Source organism: Ectopseudomonas composti, from assembly GCF_001567565.1.
In the GTDB taxonomy this organism is placed as follows: domain Bacteria; phylum Pseudomonadota; class Gammaproteobacteria; order Pseudomonadales; family Pseudomonadaceae; genus Aquipseudomonas; species Aquipseudomonas composti_A.
In genome coordinates this window covers 567818-594103 of sequence record NZ_LSSW01000029.1, presented here as the reverse complement: position 1 = coordinate 594103, position 26286 = coordinate 567818, and the positions used below count along the sequence as shown (strand labels likewise).

Annotated in this window: 16 protein-coding genes; 4 read left to right on the top strand and 12 right to left on the bottom strand. The window is 64.5% G+C overall.

Features of this window, described 5'->3' with window-relative positions; translation table 11 throughout:
• The first annotated feature begins 120 nt into the window (after positions 1–120).
• The gene (locus tag PCLY_RS19220) at positions 121–1767 is read left to right on the top strand and encodes a GGDEF domain-containing protein (RefSeq protein WP_061241204.1); all 1647 of its coding nucleotides are present in this window, start codon (positions 121–123) and stop codon (positions 1765–1767) included.
• Here the strand turns inward: PCLY_RS19220 and PCLY_RS19215 are convergent.
• Positions 1760–3412, bottom strand: coding sequence for a GMC family oxidoreductase (locus PCLY_RS19215; protein ID WP_061241203.1), 1653 nt, complete (start codon positions 3410–3412; stop codon positions 1760–1762). The two genes, PCLY_RS19220 and PCLY_RS19215, sit on opposite strands and share 8 nt — an antisense overlap.
• A 178-nt stretch (positions 3413–3590) precedes the next feature.
• Here PCLY_RS19215 and PCLY_RS19210 point away from each other — a divergent pair, with 178 nt between their 5' ends.
• Complete coding sequence (locus PCLY_RS19210) at positions 3591–5366, top strand: SulP family inorganic anion transporter (RefSeq protein WP_061241202.1); 1776 nt, start codon at positions 3591–3593, stop codon at positions 5364–5366.
• A 15-nt stretch (positions 5367–5381) separates the two neighbouring features.
• Here PCLY_RS19210 and PCLY_RS19205 read toward each other — a convergent pair whose 3' ends face one another.
• Positions 5382–6122 (bottom strand): tellurite resistance TerB family protein, encoded by a 741-nt coding sequence (locus PCLY_RS19205; RefSeq protein WP_061241201.1) that lies wholly within the window; start codon positions 6120–6122, stop codon positions 5382–5384.
• A 383-nt stretch (positions 6123–6505) separates the two neighbouring features.
• On the opposite strand from PCLY_RS19205, the gene dapA reads away from it, so the two are divergent.
• Positions 6506–7375, top strand: coding sequence for a 4-hydroxy-tetrahydrodipicolinate synthase (gene dapA, locus PCLY_RS19200; protein WP_061241200.1), 870 nt, complete (start codon positions 6506–6508; stop codon positions 7373–7375).
• Here dapA and recJ read toward each other — a convergent pair.
• The 3 genes from recJ to gtfA all read right to left on the bottom strand — a co-directional run bounded on the left by recJ (position 7372) and on the right by gtfA (position 11351).
• Positions 7372–9081 carry a single-stranded-DNA-specific exonuclease RecJ gene (gene recJ, locus PCLY_RS19195; protein WP_061241199.1) on the bottom strand — a complete coding sequence of 570 codons (1710 nt, stop codon included), beginning with the start codon at positions 9079–9081 and terminating at the stop codon, positions 7372–7374. The genes dapA and recJ overlap by 4 nt on opposite strands.
• A gap of 226 nt (positions 9082–9307) precedes the next feature.
• Positions 9308–9847 (bottom strand): YaeQ family protein, encoded by a 540-nt coding sequence (locus PCLY_RS19190; protein WP_061241198.1) that lies wholly within the window; start codon positions 9845–9847, stop codon positions 9308–9310.
• Positions 9848–9911: 64 nt separating this feature from the next.
• Complete coding sequence (gtfA, locus tag PCLY_RS19185; protein WP_061241197.1) at positions 9912–11351, bottom strand: sucrose phosphorylase; 1440 nt, start codon at positions 11349–11351, stop codon at positions 9912–9914.
• A 244-nt stretch (positions 11352–11595) separates the two neighbouring features.
• Between gtfA and PCLY_RS19180 the strand changes: the two genes are divergently transcribed.
• On the top strand, positions 11596–13326 hold the full coding sequence (locus PCLY_RS19180; protein ID WP_061241196.1) for a tetratricopeptide repeat protein: 1731 nt from the start codon (positions 11596–11598) through the stop codon (positions 13324–13326).
• A 7-nt stretch (positions 13327–13333) separates the two neighbouring features.
• Here PCLY_RS19180 and PCLY_RS19175 read toward each other — a convergent pair whose 3' ends face one another.
• The 7 genes from PCLY_RS19175 to PCLY_RS19145 all read right to left on the bottom strand — a co-directional run bounded on the left by PCLY_RS19175 (position 13334) and on the right by PCLY_RS19145 (position 26285).
• Positions 13334–16045: a DEAD/DEAH box helicase gene (locus PCLY_RS19175; protein ID WP_061241195.1), complete on the bottom strand. Its 2712-nt coding sequence runs from the start codon at positions 16043–16045 to the stop codon at positions 13334–13336.
• On the bottom strand, positions 16045–16734 hold the full coding sequence (locus PCLY_RS19170; protein WP_061241194.1) for a phospholipase D-like domain-containing protein: 690 nt from the start codon (positions 16732–16734) through the stop codon (positions 16045–16047). The genes PCLY_RS19175 and PCLY_RS19170 overlap by 1 nt, the downstream gene beginning before the upstream one ends.
• 12 nt (positions 16735–16746) lie before the next feature.
• Entirely contained in the window at positions 16747–17301 is a 555-nt protein-coding gene (locus PCLY_RS19165) for a rhomboid family intramembrane serine protease (protein ID WP_061241193.1), read from the bottom strand.
• Positions 17298–22535, bottom strand: coding sequence for a DNA repair ATPase (locus tag PCLY_RS19160; protein WP_061241192.1), 5238 nt, complete (start codon positions 22533–22535; stop codon positions 17298–17300). Before PCLY_RS19160 ends, PCLY_RS19165 begins: the two co-directional genes overlap by 4 nt.
• A gap of 216 nt (positions 22536–22751) precedes the next feature.
• Entirely contained in the window at positions 22752–24797 is a 2046-nt protein-coding gene (locus PCLY_RS19155) for a flotillin family protein (protein ID WP_061241191.1), read from the bottom strand.
• A 90-nt stretch (positions 24798–24887) separates the two neighbouring features.
• Positions 24888–25529 (bottom strand): OB-fold-containig protein, encoded by a 642-nt coding sequence (locus PCLY_RS19150; protein WP_061241190.1) that lies wholly within the window; start codon positions 25527–25529, stop codon positions 24888–24890.
• Positions 25530–25589: 60 nt separating this feature from the next.
• On the bottom strand, positions 25590–26285 hold the full coding sequence (locus tag PCLY_RS19145) for a PspA/IM30 family protein (RefSeq protein WP_061241189.1): 696 nt from the start codon (positions 26283–26285) through the stop codon (positions 25590–25592).
• Position 26286: the final 1 nt, after the last annotated feature.

The window sequence follows — 26286 nt, the reverse complement described above, 5'->3', positions numbered from 1 at the left end:
TAGAGGGAATCAATGCCCGCGATGCTGCAACGCCACTGTGGATGCAGTTTGCAGATTGTGTGGTGTTTATGTGGAATACGCCCTACTACTCTTCGCCTGATGCTTCAGGAATCGCTTTACATGCCTTTCACCTACAGCCTGCGCAGCATCTTCGCCCTTTTCGTCGCCCTGCTGGTGTGTGCCCTCAGCTGGCTGCTGGGCACGCTGATCGGCCAGCACACCAGCCAGCAGATTCGCCAGGATGTGGGCCGCGACATGGCCGAGCTGTCCTACTCGATGGTCGATCGACTGGATCGCGACATGGCATCGCGCGCCTCGGTGCTGCGGGTGCTCGGCAACCTCCAGGCGCTACGCCAGCCCGATGACATCGCCGAGGTACGACGCCTGCTCGACAGCCTGCAGCAGGAAATCCCGAGCATCGCCTGGATCGGCTTCACCGACCCGAACGGCCGGGTCCTGGCGTCGAGCAACGGCATACTGGAAAACGTCAGCATCGCGCACAGGCCCGTCTATCTGGAAGGACGCAACGGGCTGTTCATCGGCGATGTGCACGAAGCGGCCATGCTGGCCAAGCTGCTGCCCAACCCAAGTGGTGAGGCGATGAAGTTCGTCGACATCAGCCTGCCGGTCATCGCAGACGACGGCAGCCTGGCCGGCGTCCTGTCCAGTCACCTGTCCTGGGCCTGGGCAAACGAGATCCGCGATTCGATCCTTGGCCCGAGCCAGGATCGGCACCTGGTCGAATTCTTCGTGATCGGCCAGGACCACGACATCCTGCTTGGCCCGCAGGACCTGATCGGCCAGAAGCTGGAGCTGCCAGCCCTGGCCGGACTGCAGCCCGGGCAGAGTCGCTGGCAGGTGCAGCAGTGGCCGGACGGCAACGAATACCTTACCGGCCTGACCCTGAGCCAGGGCTATCGGGACTACCCCGGTCTGGGCTGGACGGTCGTAGCGCGGCAATCACTGGAAATCGCCGATGCTCCGGCGCAGAACCTGCTGCGCAGCATCCTGCTGTGGGGCAGCGGCCTGGCACTGGTGTTCGCGGTGATTGGCTGGCTGGTCAGCAGCTATTTCACCCGGCCGCTGCGCGACATCGCCAATGCAGCGGACCGCCTCAGCGCCGGGGAGATCACCGAGATACCCGAACTGCGCGGCAGTCGTGAAATTCACCAGTTGAGTCAGTCCATCCGCCACCTGGTGGAAAGCCTGACCCTGCAGCAGACAGCACTGGGCATGATGGAAAGCCTCGCCCACCACGACGCACTGACGGGCCTGCCCAACCGCATGGCGCTGGAGAAATTTCTACCCCAGGCCCAGCAACGCAGCCACCTGCAACATGACTGTCTGGCGTTGCTCTATCTCGACCTCGATGGCTTCAAACCGGTCAACGATACCCACGGCCATGCCAGCGGTGACCACCTGTTGAGGGAGATCGCCCAACGCCTGCGCGGCTGCCTGCGTGACGGCGACATGGTTGCGCGCCTAGGCGGCGACGAGTTTCTCATGGTGCTGCAAGTGCCCGGGCAGGATGGGCAAAGCCACGCACGCCTGGTAGCCGAGCGCGCCATCGCCGCACTTGGCCAGCCGGTACTGCTGGAGGTCGCCGACGTGCGCGTCGGTTGCAGCGTCGGCGGCGCGCTCTGGCCAGTGGATCACGCCGAACTCAGCGTGGTCCTGCAACTGGCCGACGAGGCGCTATACAAGGCCAAGCACGGCGGGCGCAACCGCGCCGTATTCCACGACGGCCAGGACGAGCGCCTCAACTGAGCGCAGTCTCACGCACCGAACTCGCCTGGTGCTGGCGTCGCGCGTCCTCGGTGATCATCTGCGCAGCCTTCTCGGCGATCATCAGCACCGGCGAACAGGTGTTGCCCGAGGTGATGCTCGGCATGATCGAGGCGTCGACCACGCGCAAACCAGCGATGCCGTGCACGCACAGGCGCGCATCGACCACCGCTTCACGCCCCCGCCCCATCGCGCAGGTGCCCACCGGATGGAAGATGGTGGTGCCGATCTCACCAGCAGCGCGCTGTAGATCCTCCTCGCTGTCATAGGCCGGCCCCGGCTTGTATTCCTCGGGCCGGTAGCTCGCCAGCGCAGGCGCGGCGACGATACGCCGGGTCAGGCGAATGGCATCGGCGGCCACCTTGAGATCCCGCTCATCACTCAGATAGTTGGGACGGATCAGCGGGGCGACGCTGGCATCGACCGAGGCGATGTCCACACGGCCGCGGCTATGCGGGCGCAGGTTGCACACCGAAGCGGTGAAAGCCGGGAAGTCGTGCAAGGGCTCACCAAAGCGCTCCAGAGACAAGGGCTGTACGTGATACTGCAGGTTGGCGCGCGCCTGCCCGGGGTCGGACTTGGCGAAGGCGCCGAGCTGACTGGGCGCCATCGACAAGGGGCCGCTGCGCTTGAGCAGGTACTCCAGGCCCATGCCCAGCTTGCCCCAGGGCGTGGCCGCGATGCGATTGAGCGTCTTCACGCCCTCGACCCGATAGATCAGGCGCAACTGCAGATGATCCTGCAGGTTGCCGCCGACACCGGGCAGCTCGTGGCGAACACCGACACCCAGCTTTTCGAGCAGCGCGCGCGGGCCGATGCCGGAGCGCTGCAGCAAGGCCGGTGACCCGATGGCGCCAGCACACAAGATGATCTCGCGCCGCGCCGTGACGCGCAGCGCTCGCCCGTGGTAGCGCAGGTGCAGGGCACTGGCACGCCCATCGGCCAGCTCCAGACGCTCGGCTTCGGCGCCGGTCAGCACCTGCAGATTGGGACGCTGGCGGATGTCGCGCAGAAAGGCCTTGGAAGCATTCCAGCGCACCCCGCGTTTCTGGTTGACCTGAAAGTAGCTGCAACCTTCGTTATCGCCACCGTTGAAATCATCGATGCTGGCGACACCGCTCTGCGCCGCCGCCTCACGGAAGGCCTCGAGAATCTCCCAGGACAATCGCTGGCGTTCGACCCGCCACTCGCCGTCGCCGCCATGCACTTCACTCGTGCCGGCGAAATGGTTTTCCGAGCGTTTGAACAGCGGCAACACATCGCGCCAGGCCCAGCCGGGATTGCCGGCGCCAGCCCAACCATCGTAGTCAGCCGCCTGACCACGCATGTAGATCATGCCGTTGATCGAGGAGCTGCCACCGAGCACACGGCCGCGCGGGTATTTCAGCGAGCGACCGTGCAGGCCGGGATCGGCCTCGGTGCTGTAGCACCAGTCGGTACGCGGATTGCCAATGCAATAGAGATAACCGACGGGAATATGGATCCAGGGATAGTTGTCACGACCACCGGCTTCGATCAGCAACACGCTGACGCCAGGGTCGGCGGAGAGCCGATTGGCCAGCAGGCAACCGGCCGGTCCGGCGCCGACGATCAGGTAGTCATAAGTGTCCTGGAGCAACTGCGTCATGAATATCCTCGCGACCTGCGAATCGGAACCTGGAGACTAGCCTGCTCGCAAGCCAGGCAGAATGATCTTTTGGTCTGATGCCCGGGATGAATGTTCGCCCATGCCCCGGCAATACCTGTGGTGAAACAGCGGCGCTCTGCGCTTTACTTGCAGTTGTTTCCGTCCGAGCCCTGCCGCGATGCCGCCAAGCCCATCGAGCCCCACGCGCAAGCCCTTGCCCGTCGTCCCCAAACAGAGCGGCTGGCAACGCTGGCTTCCCGGCCTGCGAGTACTCAAGGACTATCGCCTGGCGTGGCTGCCCAGGGATATCGCCGCCGGCCTGGTGCTGACCAGCATGCTGGTGCCGGTGGGCATCGCCTACGCCGAAGCCTCCGGCGTACCGGGTATCTACGGGTTGTACGCGACCATCGTGCCGTTGCTGGCTTACGCATTGTTCGGCCCCAGCCGCATTCTCGTACTGGGCCCCGACTCGGCCCTGGCGGCGCTGATTCTCGCAGTGGTGCTGCCACTCTCCGGCGGCGATCCGATGCGCGCGGTGACCCTGGCCAGCATGATGGCCGTGGTGGCCGGTCTGACCTGCGTGATCGCCGGGCTCCTGCGCCTTGGCTTCATCACCGAGCTGCTGTCCAAGCCCATCCGCTACGGCTACATGAACGGCATTGCCCTCAGCGTTCTGATCAGCCAGACGCCCAAGCTGCTGGGCTTTTCCATCGACAGCCAGGGCCCGATCAGCGACCTCCGGGCAATCATCAACGCGGTGCTGGCTGGCCAGGTCAATGGTTACAGTCTGGCCGTGGGCGGCGGCACGCTGGCGCTGATTCTGCTGCTGAGCCGCTTCAAGCAACTGCCCGGCATTCTCATCGCCGTGACCCTGGCAACACTCGCGGTCGCCCTGCTGGATCTCGATGCACAGGGCGTCCAGGTGCTCGGCGAACTGCCGCAAGGCTTGCCTGATTTCACGCTGCCGTGGCTCAGCGGTATCGATCTCGCCAGCGTGGTGCTGGGTGGCATCGCCGTCGCCCTGGTGGCCTTCGCCGACACCAGCGTGCTGTCGCGAACTTATGCCGCCCGCACCGGGCGCCCGGTGGACCCCAATCAGGAGCTGGTCGCCCTCGGCGCAGCCAACCTGGCGGGCGGCTTGTTCCAGGGCTTTCCCATCAGCAGCAGTGCGTCACGCACGCCCGTTGCCGAAGCAGCAGGTGCGAAGACGCAGGTCACCGGCGTGGTCGGTGCCTTGAGTGTCACCCTGCTGCTGGTCGTCGCCCCCAACCTGATGCAGCACCTGCCCAGCAGCGCACTGGCCGCAGTCGTGATCGCCGCCGTCATCGGCCTGTTCGTCATCACCGATCTGCAGCGCATTTTCCGCGTGCAACAATGGGAGTTCTGGCTATCGATGGCCTGTTTCGCCGGCGTGGTGGCCTTCGGCGTCATCCCCGGCATCGGCATCGCCGTGGCGCTGGCAGTGATCGAATTTCTCTGGGATGGCTGGCGCCCGCACTACGCCGTTCTCGGCCGCGTCGGCGGTATCCGTGGTTTCCACGACATCGAGCGACATCCCGATGCCCGGCAGATCCCCGGCCTTTTGCTGTTTCGCTGGGACGCCCCGCTGTTCTTCGCCAATGCCGAATTGTTCCAGCAGTGCCTGTTGCAGGCGATCGCACAATCACCCGCCCCGATACGCCGTGTGGTAGTCGCCGCCGAGCCGGTAACCAGTATCGACGTGACCTCGGCCGACATGCTGGGCGAACTGCAACAGATGCTGACGGACGCCGGCATAGAGCTGCACTTCGCCGAGGTCAAAGGACCGGTCAAGGACAAGCTGCGCCGCTTCGGCCTGCTGCCTGAAGCGTTCGAGCGACATCATCAGCCCACGGTAGGCGCGGCTGTCGATGACTACCTGAGCGACCACGGAGCAGAGGCAATGCCAGGCCACCAAACCTGGCATGCGGACTGAGGTGAAGAGCGTGCGTCAGACGCCGGCCGGCAGCGCCCGGACCTGAGCTTCGAGTTCGGATTTGAGCGCCGCTGGAAGCTGTAGCTGGCGCGCCAGCTCCTCGAGGTAGGCACGCTCCATGAAATGTTCCTCGTCCACCATCAGCACGCTGGCCAGGTACATTTCGGCGGCCATTTCCGGGGTGGAGGCGGCGCGCGCCACATCGGCCGGGTCCAGCGGCTTGTTCAGCTCGGTATGCAGCCAGGCCTGAAGCTCGGCATCCTGCGCCAGCTTGCCCAGTTCGTCCTCGATCAACTGACGCTCACGATCATCGACATGGCCATCGGCCTTGGCCGCCGCCACCAGTGCCTTGAGAATCGCATGGCTGTGTTGCTCGACCTGCGGCGCCGGCAGGCGATCCAGGGTCTGCGGTTCTACCGGCTGCGCCCCGCCCTGCGGGGCCTGCTGCGCTTGCCAGTTGCCGTATGCCTTGTAGGCCAGCACGCCGAGCGCAGCCAGACCACCATAGACCGCCACCTTGCCCCCCACCTTGCGCACCCGCTTGTTGCCCAGGAGCATGGCCAGCGCCGCGCCGCCACCGGCGCCCTTGAGCATGGAGCCGAGATCGCTGCCGCCGCCCTTGGCCTTGCCTGCGCCACCACCGAGCAGACCACCGAGCGCGCCACCCAGCCCGGAAGAAGCGCCACCAGCGCCCTTCTGTTGCAGCATGTCCTGACCGGATTTGAGCAGTTGATCGAGCAAGCCACGGGTATTCATCGAGCATCCTCCAAAGGAAATCCCGCCCGAGTGTAGGCCTCGGCGATTTGCCCGGCAGCCAGCGGAATGCTTCCAGATATTACCGCGCGCCCCGCTTGACAGCCGTGCGCGCGGCCAAGCAACATCGCCGAACGATTCAGGCAACGGGCCTTCCATGTACGCCACCTTCGACACTCTGCCACTGCTCCCAGGCTTCACTGCCTGCCAGTGCGCGTGCGTCGTCGTTGCCAAGAAATCCAAGAAACAGTCGCTCATTTGACCGGGGCGTGCTGTCCCGTCAGATGGGCTGACAGGACAAGCGCCAGGTTGCATCTCCCCTCCCGCTCGTAACCCTCACCCTCCCTGACGGCGACCCAGACGGTCAGTCGCAAGGAGTTTTTCGCATGTCAGGCTTCAACGGTATCTGGGTGGCGCTGGTCACCCCTTTTCGCAACGGCGAGATCGATTTCGCCAGTCTCGACCGCTTGGTCGGCACCCTCATGGAAGATGGCGTCGCAGGCCTGGTGGTCTGCGGCACCACCGGCGAAGCTGCGGCGCTGAGCCAGAGCGAACAACTGGCGGTGCTCGATGCCGTGCTCCAGCGCGTACCCGCCCAGCGCGTGATCATGGGTCTGGCCGGTAACCAGTTGAGCGCCCTGCTCGACCTGCAGCGGCAAATCCAGCGCCGCCCACTGGCCGGCCTGCTGGTGCCAGCGCCCTACTACATCCGTCCGTCCCAGGCGGGTCTGGAGCACTTCTTCACCACCCTGGCCGACGCCGCCGAAGTGCCGCTGGTGCTGTATGACGTACCCTACCGCAGCGGCGTGCGCATCGAGCGCGAAACGTTGCGACGCATCGTCCGCCACCCCAATATCCAGGCGATCAAGGACTGCGGGGGCGATGCCGAAACCACCATGGCGCTGATCGCCGATGCTCAGGTGCAGGTGCTGACCGGTGAAGACGTGCAGATTTTCAATACCCTGTGCCTGGGCGGCGCGGGGGCTATCTGCGCTTCGGCGCACATTCGCGCCGATCTATTCGTGACCATGCAGCAGCGCGTGGCGCAAGGCGATCTGCAGGGCGCACGGCAGTTGCACTACCGCCTGCTGCCCTGGATGCAGGCCGCCTTCAGCGAAGCCAACCCGGCGGCGATCAAAGCTGCGCTTGCGCTTGAAGGCGTGATCGACGATGCAGCCCCGCGAGCGCCACTGCTGCCCTGCACCACCGCGACGCGTGAACACCTGCAAGAGGTGCTGGCCAGCCTCGCGCGTTAGCGTGGGGCGATATGCGCCACCATCAACTGCACGCTCTCGTTGCCGCGAAACTCGTTGAGGTCGAGCTTGTAGGCCAGCTCGGCCCAGCGCAGCGTGGGGTTGGGCCAGACGTCGCGGTCGATGTTGAAAGCGATGCCATCGAGCTGCACGCTACCGCATTCGGTCTTGAGCACCAGCTTCAGATGACGTTCGCCAACGATGCGCTGATTGACGATCTGGAACACCCCGTGGAACAGCGGCTCGGGGAAGTGCTGGCCCCAGGGCCCGGCATTGCGCAGGGCACGCGCCAGCTCCAGGTGGAATTCGGTGGCATCGAGCTGGCCGTCGGACAGCAGGCGACCGGTCAGGTCGTCCTCGCAGAGCTGGCGGCGCACCTCGGCATCGAAGGCGGCGGCGAAGGCGCCGAAATTGGCCTGCGGCAGTGACAGTCCGGCGGCCATGGCATGCCCGCCGAACTTGCTGATCAGCCCCGGATGCTTGGCTGCAACCGCATCCAGCGCATCGCGGATATGCAGCCCCGGCACCGAGCGCGCCGAGCCCTTGAGCAGCCCATCACCGGCATCGGCGAAGGCGATGGCCGGGCGGTGATAACGCTCCTTCAGGCGCGAGGCGAGAATGCCGATCACGCCCTGGTGCCAGTCTGGCTCGAACAGGCACAGGCCGAACGGCATGTCGTCCAGTGACAGATCCTTGAGCTGGGCCAGCGCCTCGCGCTGCATGCCCTGCTCGATGGCCTTGCGGTCCTGATTGAGCTGATCGAGCTGCACTGCCATGTCGCGGGCCAGGGCCTCGTCATCGCAGAGCAGGCACTCTATCCCCAAGCTCATATCGTCCAGGCGCCCTGCCGCGTTCAGCCGTGGGCCGAGGATGAAACCCAGGTCGGTGGAGGTGATACGCCGATGGTCGCGCCCGGCCACTTCGAGAATCGCCCGCAACCCCGGCCGCGCACGCCCGGCACGAATCCGCGCCAGGCCCTGGTGCACCAGGATGCGGTTGTTGGCATCGAGCGGCACCACATCGGCCACGCTACCGAGCGCCACCAGATCGAGCAGCTCGCCCAGATTCGGCTCCGCATGGCTGGCGAACCAGCCGCTCTCGCGCAGGCGTGCGCGCAGCGCCAGCAGCACGTAGAACATCACCCCGACCCCGGCCATGGCCTTGCTCGGGAACTCGCAGCCCGGCTGGTTGGGGTTGACGATGGCATCGGCGGCCGGCAGCTCCGGCCCCGGCAGGTGGTGGTCGGTGACCAGCACCTTGAGCCCGGCGGCCTTGGCTGCAGCGACGCCATCGACGCTGGAAATGCCGTTGTCCACGGTCAGCAGCAGGTCGGGCTGGCGCTGCAGCGCCACGGCGACGATTTCCGGGGTCAGACCGTAGCCGTATTCGAAGCGATTGGGCACCAGATAATCGACATGCGCCGCGCCGAGCAGGCGCAGGCCGAGCACGCCGACCGTACTGGCTGTGGCGCCATCGGCATCGAAGTCGCCAACGATGAGGATGCGCTGACGCTGCTCCAGCGCCGCGACCAGCAGCTCGACTGCGGCATCGATGCCCTTGAGCTGCTGATACGGAATCAGCCGCGCCAGGCCCTTGTCCAGCTCTTCGGCACTCTGCACGCCACGGGCGGCGTAGAGGCGTGTGAGCAGGGGCGGCAGGTTGCCCAGATCAGGCAACTGAGCGGGCAAGGGACGGGCTTCGATACGCATGGGCAGGGTGTCACTTGTTCAGATGGGACGGGGGTTGTCTCCCCTCCCGCGCTTGCGGAAGAGGGAACTGCACCGTATTCCGGATTGCATCCGGGCTACGGCCTGGCGGGTTGCCCCGCCTTGAAGCATCAGGTTTCGTAGGGTGGACGACGCTTCATCCGTCCACCATGGGCGCTCACTATGGCGGACGAAAACAGCGTCGTCCGCCCTACGCCACGCATCTGGCTCAACGTTCGCCAGCCAGCCACTCCATCGGGATTTCGTGCTGACCACGCTCGTCGGTGACGAACAGCTCGCCATCGCTGATCATCACGCTCCAGGACAGCGAGCGCGGCATGTCCAGCGCCAGGTCAGCCAATGCCTCCTGACCGAGGGCGACCACATTGATGTTCTTCAGGCTGCGCACCGGGTCGAGGCATTTGCCCTGCCACACGCGCAGATTGCCGTAGGCCACCAGGCTGAACTTCTCGGTACGCCGCGAGCACCAGGTGATGCGCTCGCTGTCCGGCTGGCCGACTTCGATCCAGTGCAGCACACGATCGTCCAGGCTCTTCTCCCACAATGCCGGCTCGTCGACATCCGACAGGCCACGGCCGAACGCCAGTTGCTCGTGGTAGAACAGCGCGTAGGCAATCAACCGTGCGGCCAGGCGCTCCTCGGTTTCCGAAGGATGGCGCGCGACGGTGAAACGCAGGTTTTCATAAACACTGCGATCCATGTCGGTGAGGTTCAGGTCGATCTTGTAGGTGGTCGATGGCAGGGCCATGGCGGGCTTCTTGACTGGTCGAAAGAGCGCCAGTCTACCGCGAAAGCATGGCCCCCGCCGACCTTCAGCAGGTCATTCGGGTGATCCGCAACTGCTCATCGGTGTAGTCGATGATCGCCTGCAGGCTGCTCAGATCCAGGTGCAGGCGGCAGTAATGCTCACCATGGCGCCAGGCCAGCAGCAGCTGATCGTCCGTCGAATAATTCAGCTCGAAGCGCCCCTCGAAAGCCGGGTGCTGGCAACGAAAGCGCATCAGCGCCAACAGGCGCTGGACCAGCGGCTGCTGCAAGGCCTGCTCGGCTTCCTCCAGGCTGTAGTAATGGCGATTGACGTCACGCGCCTCGCCGGTCTGCTCGAGCAGGTCGAAGTCGTTGCAGCCAGCCAGCAGGCCGACGTAATACACCTGCGGGATACCGGGCACGAAGAACTGGATGGCACGCGCGGCGATATAGGCCTCGTCATTGCGCATCAAGGCTTCGTAGAAAGTGCAGGTGAGTTGATAGATGGCGCCGACGCTATGCACGTTCACCGCCGAGCGCCGCAGGATGGGGTCAGCACTGCGGGTCGAGACTTCATCGATCAGGTACTGGATCTGCGCCTCGGGCAGCATGCCTTCGACATCCGGGATGCAGATGCCGTCATGGGTATCGAGCACGGTGACCTGGTTGCGTGGGCACATGCGCAGCCAGTTCTTCAGGTAGCGGCTGCTGCCGCTGAGCAGGGCATGCAGCACCAACGGCGGCAGGGCGAAGCCGTAAGGACGCATCTGCCGCCGCGAGATGGCGTACTGGTAGCTGATGTGGTCGTGTACCTCCGGCATCATCTCGGCATCGTACTTGGCCCCGGTTTCGCGGAACCACTCGAGGATGCGGTAGACGTTCGGCTCGACTAGGAAGCAACTGGTGCCGATGCGCTTGGTGGTATAGCCGAAGGCATCCAGACGGAACAGCTTGACCCCGCGCGCGGCGAGAAAGGCCATGTACTGTTCCATCAACTGGTAGGTCTGCGGCGAATCGTAGTTGAGGTCGATCTGCCGTTCGGTGAAGGTGCACCAGACCCGACAGGTCTCGCCATTGGCCAGACGCACCTCGCGAAATGGCTCCTTTTCCTTACGGATATGGATCTTGGCCAGGTCGTCATGGCTGATCTCACCCAGGCCGTCGACCTGCACGAAGAGGTCGGCGTAGGCCGAGTCCTGACCCTTGGCGACGAAGTCGAGAAACTCCGGCGACTCATCGGCGATATGGCTGATCACCAGATCGACGCACAGGTCGAAACGTGCGGAGATATGTTCGACATCCGTCCAGTCGCCGTAGCGCGGGTCCACCTCCATGTGCGTGAGCGGCGAGAAGCCGCCATCGGCATTGGACGGATATAGCGGCAGGATATGCACGCCGCCCAGGGCATCGCCCAGGTGCCGATCCAGGAATTGGTAGAGTTCCCCCAGGTTGCGCCCCAGGCGGTCGGGATAGGTGATCAGCTGAACAGCGTTACGCAATGTCATGAGCCCCCCGGCATCTAGATGGTCTTTCAGAAGACCTAGGTCACCCTCGTTTCGTTCGTCACGCCACCCCGCGAGATTAGCTTGCCACACGCCCCGCTGCCGGGAACATGCGCCTCACCTTCAAACCGGTTGGCAAATGCTGTGCAACGCGGTTGTAAGCCCGCTTGGCAATCCGTATAAAACGCCTCGGCCGAAACATGAGCAAAAGGCTGGCCAGGGATCGTTAGCTGATAAGGAAGTCGTCGTGGAGCTGTTCGTTGGGGTCATCGCTGTCGTCGTTGTTCTGTTCGTTCTTCACCTGTCCAATGCGCCTGAAGAGCCCAGGCTAGAGCTGCAGGGCGGCACCGCTCGCCTCACCCCCAGCGAGGCGACTCAACTCAACCGCCTATTCGTGCTGCAAGGCAGCGCCCCCGACCTCGCCCTGCAGTTGGCCGCACAGCTTTGGGGCGACGCCTGGCAACTCGCCCACGTCTCCCTCAGCTCAAGACTGATGCTGCTGGATCGCGAAGAAGAGGCTCTGGAGCTGCTCTGGAAACTTGACTCCGCTTACCGCGAGCAGGCCCTGCAAACGATGCTGCAGGAGTTGGTGAACCGAGGCGATACCGGCAAGGCTCTCCAATTGCAGAACCGTTTCGACGTCACCTGCTCCAACTCACCACTAGCGCACGGCACGCTGTTATTGGCCGAGGGCAAAACGCAAGAAGCTCGCCAAGCACTGGACGCCCTGGACCTGAATCAGCAGATCGGTGAAGGGCAACTGCTGGAACTCGCTCGCCTGCGACAGGTTTGCGACCAGACAGAGCTGGCCGATGCTGCTCTGGCCAGGGTCGAGGCGCAGCTCGACAGCAATAACGAACCCGATTTCAGCTGGCGCCCGCTGCTGCAAACACTGGCCGATCTGCAACGCTTTCCACAGCTGCTGCAACTTGCCCAGCGCAGCGATCTGCCCGGATACAGCATCGTGGAGCTTCTGGCGGCCCACGGACGATATGACCAGGCACTGCAACTGCTGGCAGCTACGGATGCCTCGAAAACCTACATGATCGACGCGCCGCAGCTCTTCGAGTATTTCATCGAAGCCCAGCGTCCCGAGCTCCTGCAGCGCCTGCTTGCAACGCAGAAGGACGGTCTGACGTCGCAACTGCTGCAGTGCCATGTCAGCTGGCATGCACGGCGTGGCGACATCACCCAGGCCCAGCAACTACTGGATCGAGAAATACAGCGCCTGGATGCCTCGGTGCAGCACTGGCTGGTGTTGAGCCTGGCCGAGGAGCATGCCCAGAGCAACGCGTCATGGGCGACCAGCCTGCGGCGCCAGGCCGAGCGCCTGCTCGTCGGCGAACAAGGCAAGGCCTCATGGCCAGGCATGCGCCTTTATCACCTGCAGCACCTGCTACGTGAACAGGCCGGCCGCACGCCTGCTCAGCGCGACACCTGGTCGTTGCGCAACTTCCTCGAAGAGGCCGAACGGCTGCACGCCGAACTCGCCCCCGAAGACAGCCTGAGCGAGCGCATCCTCTACAGCCAGCTACTGGATAAACTGGGTCAACCCGAGGCGGCCAGGGATCTACTGCAGCAGCTGCGCCAGCAACTGGAGGCAGGAGAGGATATCGAGCCAGAAGATGCGCGCTATCACTACAACGAAATCGCGCAGGCTCTGATCGACATGGGCGAACTCGAGCAAGCCAGGGACATGTTGACTCGCAAGCGTGCCGATAACGGCATGAAGCAGCCGCTGATGACGGCTTATCTCGATGCCGGTCTGCTGGAGGAAGCGCTCGCCTGCATCGACCTGCACACGCTGATCGGTAGCTGTGGCACCTCCAACCTGCAGCGCCTGCACCACTCCATCGCGGCGATGAAGGAGGCGGATGCGCAACGCTATCAGCGTCTGCAAACGCAACTGCATGAGCGTCTGAACGACGACCAGTCCTGGCGCAGCTGGGGGCAAGTTGACATCCAGGGTGCTGGCTGAATACCACTCAGAGCCGCGCCAGCACCGCTTGCAGCGCCTGCTCCGGCGCCTCGTGCCAGAGGCCGTAGCTCAGCGGCAGGGTTTCCAGGCCGGCGCGTATCAGCACCAGGTAGCGTTCCAGTTCGAGGAAGCCCTCGCCCTCCCCCGGAAAACCGATCAGGTCGATGGCCAGGCATTTGTCGCCACGCCGGCAGAACAGGTCCAGCACCTGCCCGGCCAAAGGGTAGTGGTTCCAGACGCTGACGCCCTGGGCCTGCAACGCGGCGCACAGCGTCTGCCGCGCCGCCTCGGTGGCGCCGGGTTGCCAGACCGCGCTGGGCTTCTCCAGGTACTCCAGATAGCGGCGCAACAGGTGCGTGGCCGGCAGCTGGCGCTCGTCGCCGCTGAACAGCAATACCTGGCGCTCGCGGGCGCGGGTGATGGCGACGTTGAACAGGTCGGCACGATTCAGGTAGGCCGCCGCCTGGCTCGATTCTCGGTCGATGGCGAAGCTGAGGATCATCAGATCGCGCTCCTCGCCCTGAAAGCCGTAGGGCGTATCCACCAGCAGACGGAACTCGCGCAGTCGCTCCAGCGGCAGGGTTTCGCCGATGCGCAAACGGATGCGCTCGACCTGATCGCGAAACGGCGACAACACGCCGATGCTGGGCTTGATCGGGCTGCCGCCGTACTCGGCCAGGTGCGCGGTGATCAGCGCTAGCACCCGTTCCACTTCTGCCTCATTGACGCCATTGCGCCCGCGCTGGCCTTGAATGCGCAGCAACTGCAGGCTGTCGCAAGCCTCACCGCCCGGCCGCTCCTTCATCACCCGCAGGCGCTGGTCATAAAACAGCTCGTTGCTGAAGCGGATCAGCGCCGGGCGGCTGCGAAAGTGCTCGTCGAGAAACACCACCGCCTCCTGGCTGGCCAGTTGCAGGCCGACCAGATCCAGTACGCTATTGTCGCGGTAGCTCCAGGCCTCACGCGCCTCGGCCTGCAGGCCGGCGCGTTGCAACAGCTGCGTCTCGCGCACACGGGAGAGGAAGGAAATGTGCCGCAACTGGCGCGCATCGCCGGTCACCACCGCACGCTTGCAGCGTTGAAACGCCGGCAGCGCCGAGGCGATGTCGCACTGGGTCGCCTCGTCCATCACCATCACGTCGAACAGCTGCGGGCGCAGCGGCAGCAGGCGGTGCAGCTCGTCCAGCGTCACCACCCAGATCGGGAAGGCCGCCAGCAGACGCGCCGGGTCGATATCCTCGAACAGGGCCAGCTGGCGCTGCGAATTGCGCGCGCGAATGGCCTGGTTGTAACGCACGAACAACCCACGGTCAGCCAGCAGCAGGCGCTTGAGCGCCAGGCTGCGATGGCTGTTGAGGTGCTCGCGACTGAGCAACTGGCGGTGCTGCTGGCTGTCGCGCAATTCGTCCAGCAAGGCCCAGGGACGTACGCTGCTGCCAACCCGCTTGCGCACCCAGGGCACCTGCAGCCAGCGCTGCCAGAAGGCAAGGCTGCCGCGTTGGGCGCGTAGCAGCAAGCGGCTCCAGCGCACGGCCTGTTCGCAGCGCTGGCGGAAATCCGCGTAGAGGCGCCGCTCGGCCTGGGTCAGCACTTCCAGTTCGCTGCGCTGACGCGCCTCGAGCTGCTCGGAGACATCGGAAATCTCACCCTGCAGCATGCGTTCCAGGCGTTCGCGCAGAGCCTGACGCAGGCTCTGGCCATCGCCTTCGAGCACGCCGTCGCGCAGGCCGAAATCCTCGCGTAGCTTGTGCGCGATGACCCGCACCGCCTGGGCGCTGCGGCTGACCAGCAGCACGCTCTCGCCCTGCAGGTAACGATCCAGTGCCAGTGCGGCCAGGCTGTAGCTCTTGCCGGTGCCGGGCGGGCCGGATATCTGGCTCAGCGGATAACGTGCGGCATTGGCCAGCGCCCGGCATTGGGCCGCGCTGAGCTGCGCCGGCAAGCGCTGCGGCGTGCTGATCGAGCCCGGCGCCTGCACGGCTGGCGTTTCACCGAGCAGTTGCAGCAAGGCAGGCGACAGTTGCTCGGCTTCCTGCAGCAGCTGCAGCTCATGGGCGATACCGCGGCTACCGCTGCCACGCGGCACCAGCGCGACGAAGGCGCCGGGCTGCAGCGACAGGCTGCGCCGACGCAGGGCCTTGGCCAACACCTCGTCACCGGCCAGCTGCGGAAAACCTGCGGCTTCGCTGACCTCACGCACCTGCGTGTTGCGCTCTACCCAGCCCAGCAATTGCCCCAGTGAGGCGGCATCCAACGCGCCTGTCGGAAGCGGCAGAGCATCGAGGCTCTCGTTGCCGTGCTCCTCGAACAAGCGGCGCAACAGGCGCCAGTTGCCATGCGCACGCTGCACGTCGATGGCGAGCAGCTGACTCTGGCCATCCACCGTCGCTTGCAGGCTGGCCTCGTAATAGAACAGCGGACCACAGATCGCCTGCGAGGCACCGGTTTCCAGTTGCAGACGGCCACAGATCGGCAATACGCCGTAAACTAGTTGCAGCTCGCGCTGATAGAGCGCCTGCGCCTCGGCCAGGGCCTGGCCCAGTTCAGCCGACAATGGCAACAGCGGCACGCCACCGCTGGCCAGTTCCTCACGTCCATCGAGCCAGGCCCAGCGCTTGGCGGGCAGCTTGGCCAGGTTATCCAGATCCAGATCACGGCTGTCGGCCAGGTAGCAGCTGCGATAAAAGCCGAGGAGCTGGCGGGCGTGAGGCTGACTCATCAGTTACCTTCGTAACGCGCCCAGAGCGACTCGAATTCACGGCTGTAGGCCGCCACCAGTTGCGGGTGGTCGATCACCAGCAGGTTTTCCTCGTTGCTGGTGCTGGCACTGCGCGTCCAGTTGAAACTGCCGTTGAGCAACAGGCGACCGTCGAACAAGGCGAACTTGTGGTGCATGTGATAAGGCCCGGCGTCGATGCGCAGCGGCACGCCCTTGTCGCGCAGCCACTGGATATCGCTGCCAACGTCGAACTGTTTTTCGTTGTCGGTGATCACGCGCACGGCGATACCCCGCTCATGGCACGCCAACACCTCTTCACTGAGCTGATCATCGGAAATGGTGTAGACGCAGATCTCCACGCTCTTGCGCGCCTGCCGGCACAACTCGCGGATCTTGCGCCGGCAGCTCTCGCCGGGACTGAAGTGCGCCGTGGCATGTTCCACGCGCGGCGCGCTGCCAACGCTGTCGAGAGTCTTGACCACCTGCTCCAGCCATTTCAGCACCGGTTCGACATTGCCCGGCTCGCGCATCAGCTCACGGGCCAGGGCAAAGGCGCGGTTGCGCATGAAGCGCACCTGATCGCTGCTCAGCTCGCTGCCCAGCTGGCGCAGCTCGTCGCGCTCCTCATTGCTCAGGCGCAGGTCGGCGATGCTCTCGCGCAATTGCTGATCAAGGCGATTGAAGTCCATGGAAAATCCCTTTTATCGATGGTTGCGGCGAGGGCGAGACAAGGCGGCGTACAGCACGCCACAAAAAGCCCCCGCCAGATGGTATTCGAAAGAAACGCCGGCACGCGGCAGCAGGCCGAAGAACCAGCCGCCGTAGAGGAAGAACACCAGCACGGCGAGCAGCAGATCGAGCAGGCTGCGCTCGAACCAGGCGCGCGCCAGCAACAGTCCCCAGAAGCCGAACAGCCAGCCACTGGCGCCGACATGCAGACCGGTGCGACCGAACAGCCAGACCAGCACCCCACTGCCGATGATGATGAAGGCGCTGGCGAGGAAGAAATCGCGGCGCGAGCGCAGCAGCACCAGGCTGCCGAGCACCAATAGACCGCTGAGGTTACTCAGCAGATGCGCCCAACTGCCATGCAACCAGGGCGCGAAGAGAATCCCGGGCAGCGCCTCGATATGCCGGGGCAGCAGGCCCCAGACATTCAAGGCACCGCCAAGGGCACCATTGACCAGTTGCACCAGCAGCATCACGCCGCTGATCAGCAGCAGCGGGCGCAGCTCGATCAGCCACCCTCGTCTCACGGCGCCTCGTTATCGGCTGGGTCGCTGCGTCGCTCCTGGCCCAGCAGCGTGCCGAGGTCACGCAGTTGGGTGGAGATTTCCAGCATGCGATTGTGGGTACGCAAGTCGATGTCGATCTTCTTGTCCATCGACTTGATCAGCGGCAGGAAGCTGTTTTCCAGACTATCGGCCAGGCTTTCCAGCAATTTCTGCGTGCCCGGCTGCGGCGGTGCGATCACCTCCACCTGCGGATGCAGCTTGCCGAGGTTGTCCAACCCGGCCAGCAATTGCGCCCAGGGAATGCTCGCCGCCTCGCTGGCCGGCTTGCCGGCACCCAGGCCACGCACGCTTTCCACCAGGTCGTTGAGTTGCGCCACCACGCGGCCACCGACGTCGCTATCGCTGCCGCCCATGGCCTTGTTGCGCATGAAGTCGCGCTTGATCTGCGCCCAGCGCTCGGCTTGCTCGGGGGTCTGATTGCCACGCAGCTCGGCGAGCTTGAGCAGGTTCTCCTCGGCGCCGGTGGTGAGCAGTTGCGACTCGCCCTGGTAGTGGTCGGCGATCAGTTGCAGCAGCTCGGCATCGTTCATCACCGAGCTGATCTTCTCGGCCATCTTGTTCATGTTGCGGTAGCTGCCCTGCAGCTTGAACGGCGGCTCGGTGCGGTAGCTGTCGGCCTGCGCGGCGCTGACGATGTACTGCTGGTTGACCCGGCCGACCACGTCGCGCACCTGCATCAGACGCTGCAGGGTCGAGCTGATCTCGTTGATCTCGGCAGCGCCGTAGGTGTGGCTCAGCTCGTTGGCGGAGAACGGCTTGCCCTCGGCCTTGGCGACGAAGCGGTAGACGTCCGCCATATCGCGGGTGGCCAGCGGCGCCAGCACCGGGTTGGAGGTCAGGCTGTTCTCGATGTAGGACAGCGCGAAGGCCTCCTGCATGCCGCCCAGGGTGTCGCCGAGGTTGTAGATGTCGGCGCGGTTGGCGAGCATGTCGGGAATCTTGAACACGTCGCCGGACTCGGTGTACGGGTTGCCGCTCATCACCACGCAGAATTTCTTGCCGCGCATGTCGTAGGTCTTGGTCTTGCCCTTCCACACGCCTTCGATGCGCCGTGTGCCGTCGCACAGCGAGATGAATTTCTGCAGGAACTCGGGGTGGGTGTGCTGGATGTCGTCGACATAGAGCATCACGTTGTTGCCCATTTCCAGCGCCAGGTTGAGCTTTTCCAGCTCCTGGCGCGAGGTGGCGTCCGGCGCCTGCGCCGGGTCGATGGAGCGCACCTCGTGGCCCAGCGCCGGGCCGTTGACCTTCATGAAAATCAGGCCCAGGCGGTGCGCGACGTACTCCATCAGGGTGGTCTTGCCGTAGCCGGGCGGCGAGATCAGCATCAACAGGCCCATCAGGTCGGTGCGCTTGTTCTCGCCGGCGGTGCCCATCTGCTTGGCCAGGTTGTCGCCGATAAAGCCCAGGTAGACGTCATTGATCAGCTTGTTACGCACGAAGGACGACAACGGCCGTGGCTTGAACTCGCTCAGGCGCAGCGCCTCGCGTTCGCGGTTGATGACCTCCTGGCGCAACGCCTGGTAACGCTGCAACTGCGGCACGAAGTCGTGCAGATGCTGCTGCAGGCGGGCGAAGTAGTCGTCGATGGCCAGGGACAGACGTCCCTCGTGCAAGCGCGGGTGATCGCCGAGCAGGCCGCTGACGGTAAAGCGCAGGTCGACCTCGGTGAAGCGCCGCGGGAACTCGTCATCCAGCAGGCTGACGGCGATCGCTTCGGGCACGTAGTCGGCCAGCTCGGCCATGGCGGCGTCCTGCGCGCACAGGCCGTCGAGCCAGGTCTGCGCCAGCGACCAGCGCTGCAGCGGGCGGCCACGCAGGTTGTCCAGCGCGGCGCGGTAATCGTCCCAGACATGGCTGGCCTGCATGCGCTGCTGCAGGGTGTCGAGCAGTTGCCGGGCGTACTTGCTGAAGCTGAATTCGATGGGCTTGGCCGCCAGTTCCTCGATCAGATAGGCCGCTGCCGCCTGGCGCTGCGCAGTATCCACAGGCAGCGGATGCTGGCCCAGGAAGCGCAGCATGGCCGCGTCGATCTCTTCGCGCAGGCGCTGCACGCCGTCCTCGCTGCCGAACAACTGGCGCAGGTGCAGGCTGCTGCGCGCCCGCTCCGGCCACAGCTCGGCCTCGATATCCTGCCCCCAGCGATTCCAGAACAGCGCGGCGAAGCCCCGCGCCTTCGGCGCGTAACGCAGCAGACCGGCGCTTTCGCGCAGCGGCAGCAACTGGGCGAGGATCAGCGCCGCGTCGTGGTCGTGAATGCCCTTCTCGTAGGCATCCTTGTAACGCGGCGCGGCGAAGTCGCGGATCAACCGGGTCAGAGTTTCCGGCTGCGCCAGGTGGGTCTTGAGCAGATCCAGGCTCAGGCCTTCCCGGCCCGCCACGGCGGCATCGAGCACCAGGCCGGCGAGGTATTCGGCGCGGTACAGCGAGGGCGATTCGGACTCCAGCGATACCTGCCAGTAGTCACGCAGGCCTTCGAGGGTCTCGTCGCGCAGCGGTTCGAGGAAATCGGTGCCAGTCAGGTGCAGGTACAGCGCATCGCCGCGCGGCATCAGGGTCAGGTCGAGTTCCTGGGTGTTGACACTGAAGCGGTGACGCGGGCCGAGCTTGATGACGTTGCCGCCCTCTTCGAACAGCTCGCTCTTGTCGCGTAGGGCGCGCACCGCCTGGTCGCGGGCGGCCTTGAGGCGCGCCTCGACATCATCGGCCTTGACGCTGTCCTTGAGCTCGCGCAGGCGCTCGGCCATCTCGCGCAGCTTGAGGATCAGTGGGTCGGCGGCGAAGAAGGCGTTGAGTTCCTCCATCTGGCTCAGGCGCGCGGTGCGTCGGCCCAGGCTATCGAGGATGCGCTGAGCGGCGTCGAGCACGCCCTGGGCGCGGCGCTGGCGGTCGTCGAGCAGGCTCTGCTTGTGCGACTCGAAGGTCTCCAGCAGCTCTTCGCGCTTGCCGAGAATATCGCTGAGGAACTGTTCGTGGTCACCGAACTGGCTTTCCAGCTCTTCGAGCTGCACCAGCAGGCGCGACAGCTGCTCGTCACACTTCTCCGGATCCTGCGCCAGCGCCAGGGCGTTGGTAATGCCCTGGCTGAACAGTTTGAACTGGGCACCGAACTGCGCCACGGTTTCGGCCGAGCCCAGGCCTTTGCGCCGCTGTTCGGCACGCGCCTTGGCCTGGTTGAGGTGGGCGTAGACCTCGGAAATCGACTCGACGATGGCGGTGCGCTGAGTGGCATCGTCGATCTTCAGCGAGGCCATCAGGCTCGACAGCATGTCGAGGTTGCCGGCCATGACCTGCATCTCGGCCAGCGGCTCGTTCAACTGGGTGACGGTCTCGGCCTTCTGCGCCAGGCCATCCAGTTCCCCCAGGCGCTGCACGTAGGGTTGCAGTGCGGCGTCGCTGGCGAGGAAGGCGGAGGTGGCTGTGGCCACCCGCTCCTGAGCTTGCAGCAACTCGGCTTCCATGGCGTCGATGCGCGCCACGTCGATGTAGCGATAATCGCGGATGGTCAGCAGCTGGCCGCGTTGCGCGTTGATGGCACCCAGCGCCTCGACGAAGTGCTGCACCTCGTCCCAGCTGTCGACCAGCAGGCCGGAAAGCAGGCTCTTGTGCTGCGTCTCGGCCTCGGCCATGGCGCGGGCCGATTGCTGACGGATGCTCTCGACCTTCTCGAACTCATCGAGCACCAGCTCGGAGGTGGCCGCCACCTCACGCAGCAGCGGCGCCAGCTCGGCGCATTGAGCGTCGCCCAGCCAGTGGTATACGTCGAACAGGCGGCGGGTGTTCTGGCACAGCTGGGTGTAACGCGCCACCGACACTTCGCGGCTGTCGATCTCGCGACTCAGGCCCAACAGGTCGGACACGCCGCGCACCAGCTCGGCGTTGCCGATACGCCCGAAGAAGCCGCTGCGCGCCGGCTGGCGGGCGGCATGGTCGTCGCTCTCGAACGGCGTCTGCCAGATCTGCATCGGGTGGATGCGGGTCGGCTCGCTGCCCTCGGCGGAGAAGATCACCATGCGCCCGTCTTCCAGGCGCGCATAACCGTGGCCGAAGATCGGGTTATGCAGCTGGCGGTTGATCATGTTGTAGGTGAACAGCGCCGCGCGGCCTTCTTCCGGGTGATAGAAGATGTACTGCACGTCCTCGCCATTGGGCGAGCGCACCGAGCGCTTGAAGCGCATGCCGCCCATGGGCTGCTCGAAGGTTTTGTACTCGCCGCTCTGCAGGTAGTAACCACCGGGGAAGATGATGCCGTGGTCTTCCGGCAGCTGTACGCAGGCGAGGCCGATGGCATCGATGCGCTCGACCTGATTGGTCAGGCTGTTGAACACCAGATAGCGCCACTGCTCCTCGCGGTACGGCAGCACCTTGAGCAGGATCAGGCTGCCCAGGCGGGCGTATTCGATCTGCGCATCATCGAGCGACTGGGTCTTGTCCACCACCGGCTCACGGTAGATGCCCAGGCCGTCCTGGGTGTTGTTCTCGACCTTGATGGTCAGGTCGCCACCCACGGTCTCGACGAATACGGTGTCGAGGATGTTCATGTGCGGATGGCGGCCCATGACCACCATCTCGCGGGAAGTCTTCTGCCATTCGAAGTCGAACGGCGCCGGCAGCGCAATATCGCGCTCGCCGCGGTTGTCGATGTAGCGCACTTCGCGCCCATCCACCGAGATCGACCAGCGGAACACGCGGATATCGGTGATCCGTTCGCCGATCTGGAAACTCGCCAGCAGCTTGCCGTCACGAATGGCCAGCTGCAGCAGGCGGGTGTTCTTGTAGTAGGTGTACAGCTCGTTGAAGTCGGCGACGAAACTGGACTGCGCCAGGAAGCTGCCTTCCAGCGGCACCGGCTCGGCCTCGTAACCTTCGGCATTCTCCACCAGGCGGTAGAGGGAGAACACGTCGGAAACGCCGGTTTCCTTCTTCAGCCCGATGAACACGTTGTAGCCAAACAGCAGGCAGTCGCCGACCTGGACGATGTCGCGGGCGATGCAGTTGTTCTCGGTGCGGATACGCACCCGACCGACAGCCTCCATGTGGCTGCTGCCAAACTCGGCCAGACGCTGGCCATTGAGCGTCTCGGTCAAACTGCGCAGGCGCTGGCCCTGCTCCTGCAGGCGCTTGTGCAGCACCTCGTAGGCGCCACCCTCGGCGACGGCCTTGTCCAATACGTCCTGTGTTTGTGCGTCCGACATCGTGTTCTTCCTGGATATGCGGCATCGAGCACCCTCGCCCGTTCAGCAGGCAAGGGGTCTGGAAAAAGCGTGGGAGGCTCGCGGCTAAAGCCCCTCCCACAAGGCTCGGCATGCTGTGGCCGGTAGGGTGGACAACGCTCTTTTTGTCCACCATTGGCGACGCCTAGAGCAGTGGACAAGCTTCGCGTTGTCCACCCTACACTTTTCAGGCCTGACTCAGGCCTGCTCCGAACCGGTGTTCGGTGCGGCCACCGGCGCGGCTGGCGCTGCCTTGCCCGCCAGCAGACGGGAAAGCACGTCCTGTACCACCGGGCTCTTGCCCACCACGCCTTCGATGGCCTTGCCCACCGACAGCGACTTGGCGAAGGAATTGAAGAAGTCGCCCTCGCCGCCGACGATCTCGATCTTCGCCTTGGCCAGCGCGGTAGCCAGCACCTCGGCCTGATCCTTGGCGATTTCCTTGTTCGCCGCGATGGCGGCCATGGCCTCCTCGAAGCTCTTTTCCAGTTGCATGCGGAACTCTTCGTGCTGACGCGCGTTGTCGCTGAGCGCATCCAGGGCGCCGAACTTCTTGCTCAGGCCTTCTGCCTCGGCGTTGAGACGCTCCAGCAAGACCTGCGCCTCGGCCATACCCAGGTCCTGGGTGGCCTTGGCCTTGGCAGTGCCGAGCTGTTCTTCGCCACGGGCCTGGGCGCCGAGCTTCTCTTCCAGCACCTTGGCATCGGCCAGGCCGTCTTTTTCCTTGGCCGCCGCTTGCGCTTCGGTGACACGTGCCAGGGCCAGGCCCTTCTCCTGCTCGCCCTTGGCTTCGGCGATCAGACGCTCGGCCTGCACGCGGGCTTCGGCCAGACCTTCCTTCTCCTTGGCCGCGGCAGTGACTTCACGCACACGCGCATCGGCCAGGCCAGGCGCGGCGCGCTCGGCTTCGATACCTTCGGCCAGTTTCTTCTTGGCTTCGGCGCTCTTGGCCGCCGCTTCCAGCTCGGCCTGGGCGAGGTTGTTGATTTCCACCGCCTTGTGCTTGGAGCGGGTCTCGTCGGCTTCGGCCTGCTTGACCTGACGCACCAGCTCCTGCTCGGCTTCGGCCTGGGCGTTGAGCACGGTGACCTGCTTCAAGCGCTCGGCCTCGGACACTTCGCGCACTTCCTTGATGCGCTCTTCTTCCTGAGCCACGGTCTTTTCGACCGCGACGCGCTCGCGCACCACGGCGGCGATGTTCTTGCGCTCTTCTTCCAGCGCCTTTTCCTTCTCGATGCGCTGCAGCTCGACCTCGCGCTCGCGCGAGACCACTTCCAGATCCTTGGCGCGGGTGACTTTCTCCACCTCGATGACCACGGCACGCTGGCGGTTCTGCTGCGCCACTTCCACTTCGCGCTGGTGATTCTCGGCGCGAATGTCCAGTTCCTGCTGGGTCTGGATACGTGCCTGTTCGGCCTTCAGACGCTCCTCCTCGCGCACCTTGAGGGTTTCCGCTTCCTCACGGGCCTGGATGGTCTCGATCTCGCGCTTCTGACGGGCCTCGGCATCGGCCTGCTGGCGCTCCAGCGACAGGGTCGCCTCGCGGGTCTCGACGTTCTTCTTCTTGATCGCCAGCTCTTCGTTACGCTCCAGCTCGTTGGTGATGACGTTCTGTGCGGCAGTCAGCTCGGTGATCTTGCGGATACCTTCGGCATCGAGAATGTTGCTCGGGTCCAGCGAATGCTTGGCTGTCTGCTCCAGATAATCGATGGCCACGTCTTCCAGCACGTAACCGTTGAGGTCGTTGCCGATAACTTCGACGATGCGATCACGGAAGTCCTGACGATTCTCGAACAGCTGGACGAAATCGAACTGCTTGCCGACGGTCTTCAGTGCTTCGGAGAACTTGGCGTTGAACAGCTCGTTCACTGCTGCGCGATCGGAGGCGCGGTCCACGCCGATGGCCTTGGCCACCTTGAGCACGTCTTCCTGGGTCTCGTTGACGCGCAGGTAGAAGGCCACGGTGATGTCGGCGCGCATGTTGTCGCGGCAGATCAACCCGTCCTTGGCGCGGCGGTCGACTTCCAGGGTGATCAGGGAGATCTTCATGAACTCCTTGAGGTGGATCACCGGATACACCAGGGAGCCGGTGAAGTGCACCTTGGGCGTCGAGCTCATGTCGTTGACGATCAGCGCGGTGCCTTGTGGAACCTTGATGTAGAAGGCCTTGAACAGAGCGATCAAGGCGATCACGAAGAGGACGACCAGCCCTGCCCCGACGATGAAGGGGATGAGGTTTTCCATTACAGCTGTACTCCTTTGCTAATTGTGCAGACCGGCTCGGTGATGCCCTACCCTGCCAGCCCTGTGTGACGTACGGATTGTCGGCAGACGCTATACGCCGCGAAACTCTTCTTCGGTGATGATGCGATAGGCGTGTTCGGCGGCCAGGTATTCCAGCAACACCACACGGTCGCCGCGTTTGAAGCCCAGCGCCTCATCGGCACGTACGCGCAGGATCAACCCGGCGCCACCGTCTTCCAGCAACGCCTCGCCATGACTGGCGGTAACGCGGCCACTGCGCACCACCGCCACCTGCCCCAGCACCGACTTGCTGCTGATCGCCTCGACCTTGTGAAACAGCGGGCGCAGTGGCCGGCAGATGGCCGCGCACAGCGGCGCCGCCACAACCAGCGCGCCGGCGATCACCACCAGCCCCAGCGGGTAGCGCAGAATGCCCAGCGGCAAATGACGCAGCAGCCACAGCTCGATGAAATAACAGATGAACCAGCCGATGAAGAACAGCAGGGTCAGCACCAGGGTCACCGGCACACCGTCGAGCTTGAACTTGTAGAGCAGGCCGGCGAGGCCCTCGGTCTGGCCGCCGCCGTCCATCATCGAATCGGCCTCGATGTCGAGCAGGTCGATTTCGATCAAACCAGCCGCAACCACCAGCCAATAGATGACCGCCACACACAGCAGGAAGCTGTAGATGGCAGTGGGAAACGACAGCGAAGTCTGCAGGAAGAGTTCCATTTATTCCTTTCCCGAATCAGGGAAACGGGGCGCGAGCGCCCCGTATCTTTCACACCAGGGTCAAGCCTTGGACTTGTCCTTCAGGCGCGCCAGCACACTGTCGGCGCTGGCGTTATCGGCCTTGATACCAGCGGCACGCAGCTTGACCTCCAGCGAGTCGTCCGGCGCGCTGGTGGCGGCCAGTTCGGCCGAGGCCTCCATCTTCGCCGCACGCTCGGCCTGCTTCTGCTTGATGCGCTCGAGCGACTCGACCGCCGTCTGCAGCTTGGCCTGGGAGCCGCCGTAACGCTGGGCCACGGCCATCTGCGCCTTCTGCACGCTCTCGGTGGCCTTGACCGTATCCACCTGCTGCTTGAGGCGCTTGATATTGCCCTCGGCCTGGGTCACGGCCTTGCGCAGTTGCGCCACGCTGGCGGCGAAGCCTTCGGCCTGCTCACGCTCGCTGGCCTGCTCGAGCTCCAGATTGGCGATCTTCTCGGCCACTTCCTTGGCCAGAGTCTCATTACCGGCGTCCAGCGCCTTGAGCGCGTACTGCTCGTACTCGGCGATGCTCGCCGCGCTCTTGCTCACCTTGTCGCTGGCCAGCTTGTGCTTGGCCATGATCTCGGCCAGCGCTTCCTTGGACTTGCGCAGCTCGACATCGGCGTCGCGGATTTCCTGATCGAGGATACGCAGGGCCTGACCATCGACCACAGCCTCACCCACTTCATTGGCGCCGCCACGCAGCGCCGTCAGCAATTTGCTCCAGACGTTCATC

Bases quoted from the DNA above. Each gene is read 5' to 3' on its own strand.
- PCLY_RS19210 (WP_061241202.1), top strand. From the start codon at position 3,591: ATGCCGCCAAGCCCATCGAGCCCCACGCGCAAGCCCTTGCCCGTCGTC.
- dapA (WP_061241200.1), top strand. From the start codon at position 6,506: ATGTCAGGCTTCAACGGTATCTGGGTGGCGCTGGTCACCCCTTTTCGC.
- PCLY_RS19190 (WP_061241198.1), bottom strand. From the start codon at position 9,847: ATGGCCCTGCCATCGACCACCTACAAGATCGACCTGAACCTCACCGAC.
- PCLY_RS19205 (WP_061241201.1), bottom strand. From the start codon at position 6,122: ATGAATACCCGTGGCTTGCTCGATCAACTGCTCAAATCCGGTCAGGAC.
- recJ (WP_061241199.1), bottom strand. From the start codon at position 9,081: ATGCGTATCGAAGCCCGTCCCTTGCCCGCTCAGTTGCCTGATCTGGGC.
- gtfA (WP_061241197.1), bottom strand. From the start codon at position 11,351: ATGACATTGCGTAACGCTGTTCAGCTGATCACCTATCCCGACCGCCTG.
- PCLY_RS19220 (WP_061241204.1), top strand. From the start codon at position 121: ATGCCTTTCACCTACAGCCTGCGCAGCATCTTCGCCCTTTTCGTCGCC.
- PCLY_RS19175 (WP_061241195.1), bottom strand. From the start codon at position 16,045: ATGAGTCAGCCTCACGCCCGCCAGCTCCTCGGCTTTTATCGCAGCTGC.
- PCLY_RS19155 (WP_061241191.1), bottom strand. From the start codon at position 24,797: ATGGAAAACCTCATCCCCTTCATCGTCGGGGCAGGGCTGGTCGTCCTC.
- PCLY_RS19215 (WP_061241203.1), bottom strand. From the start codon at position 3,412: ATGACGCAGTTGCTCCAGGACACTTATGACTACCTGATCGTCGGCGCC.
- PCLY_RS19150 (WP_061241190.1), bottom strand. From the start codon at position 25,529: ATGGAACTCTTCCTGCAGACTTCGCTGTCGTTTCCCACTGCCATCTAC.
- PCLY_RS19160 (WP_061241192.1), bottom strand. From the start codon at position 22,535: ATGTCGGACGCACAAACACAGGACGTATTGGACAAGGCCGTCGCCGAG.
- PCLY_RS19170 (WP_061241194.1), bottom strand. From the start codon at position 16,734: ATGGACTTCAATCGCCTTGATCAGCAATTGCGCGAGAGCATCGCCGAC.
- PCLY_RS19145 (WP_061241189.1), bottom strand. From the start codon at position 26,285: ATGAACGTCTGGAGCAAATTGCTGACGGCGCTGCGTGGCGGCGCCAAT.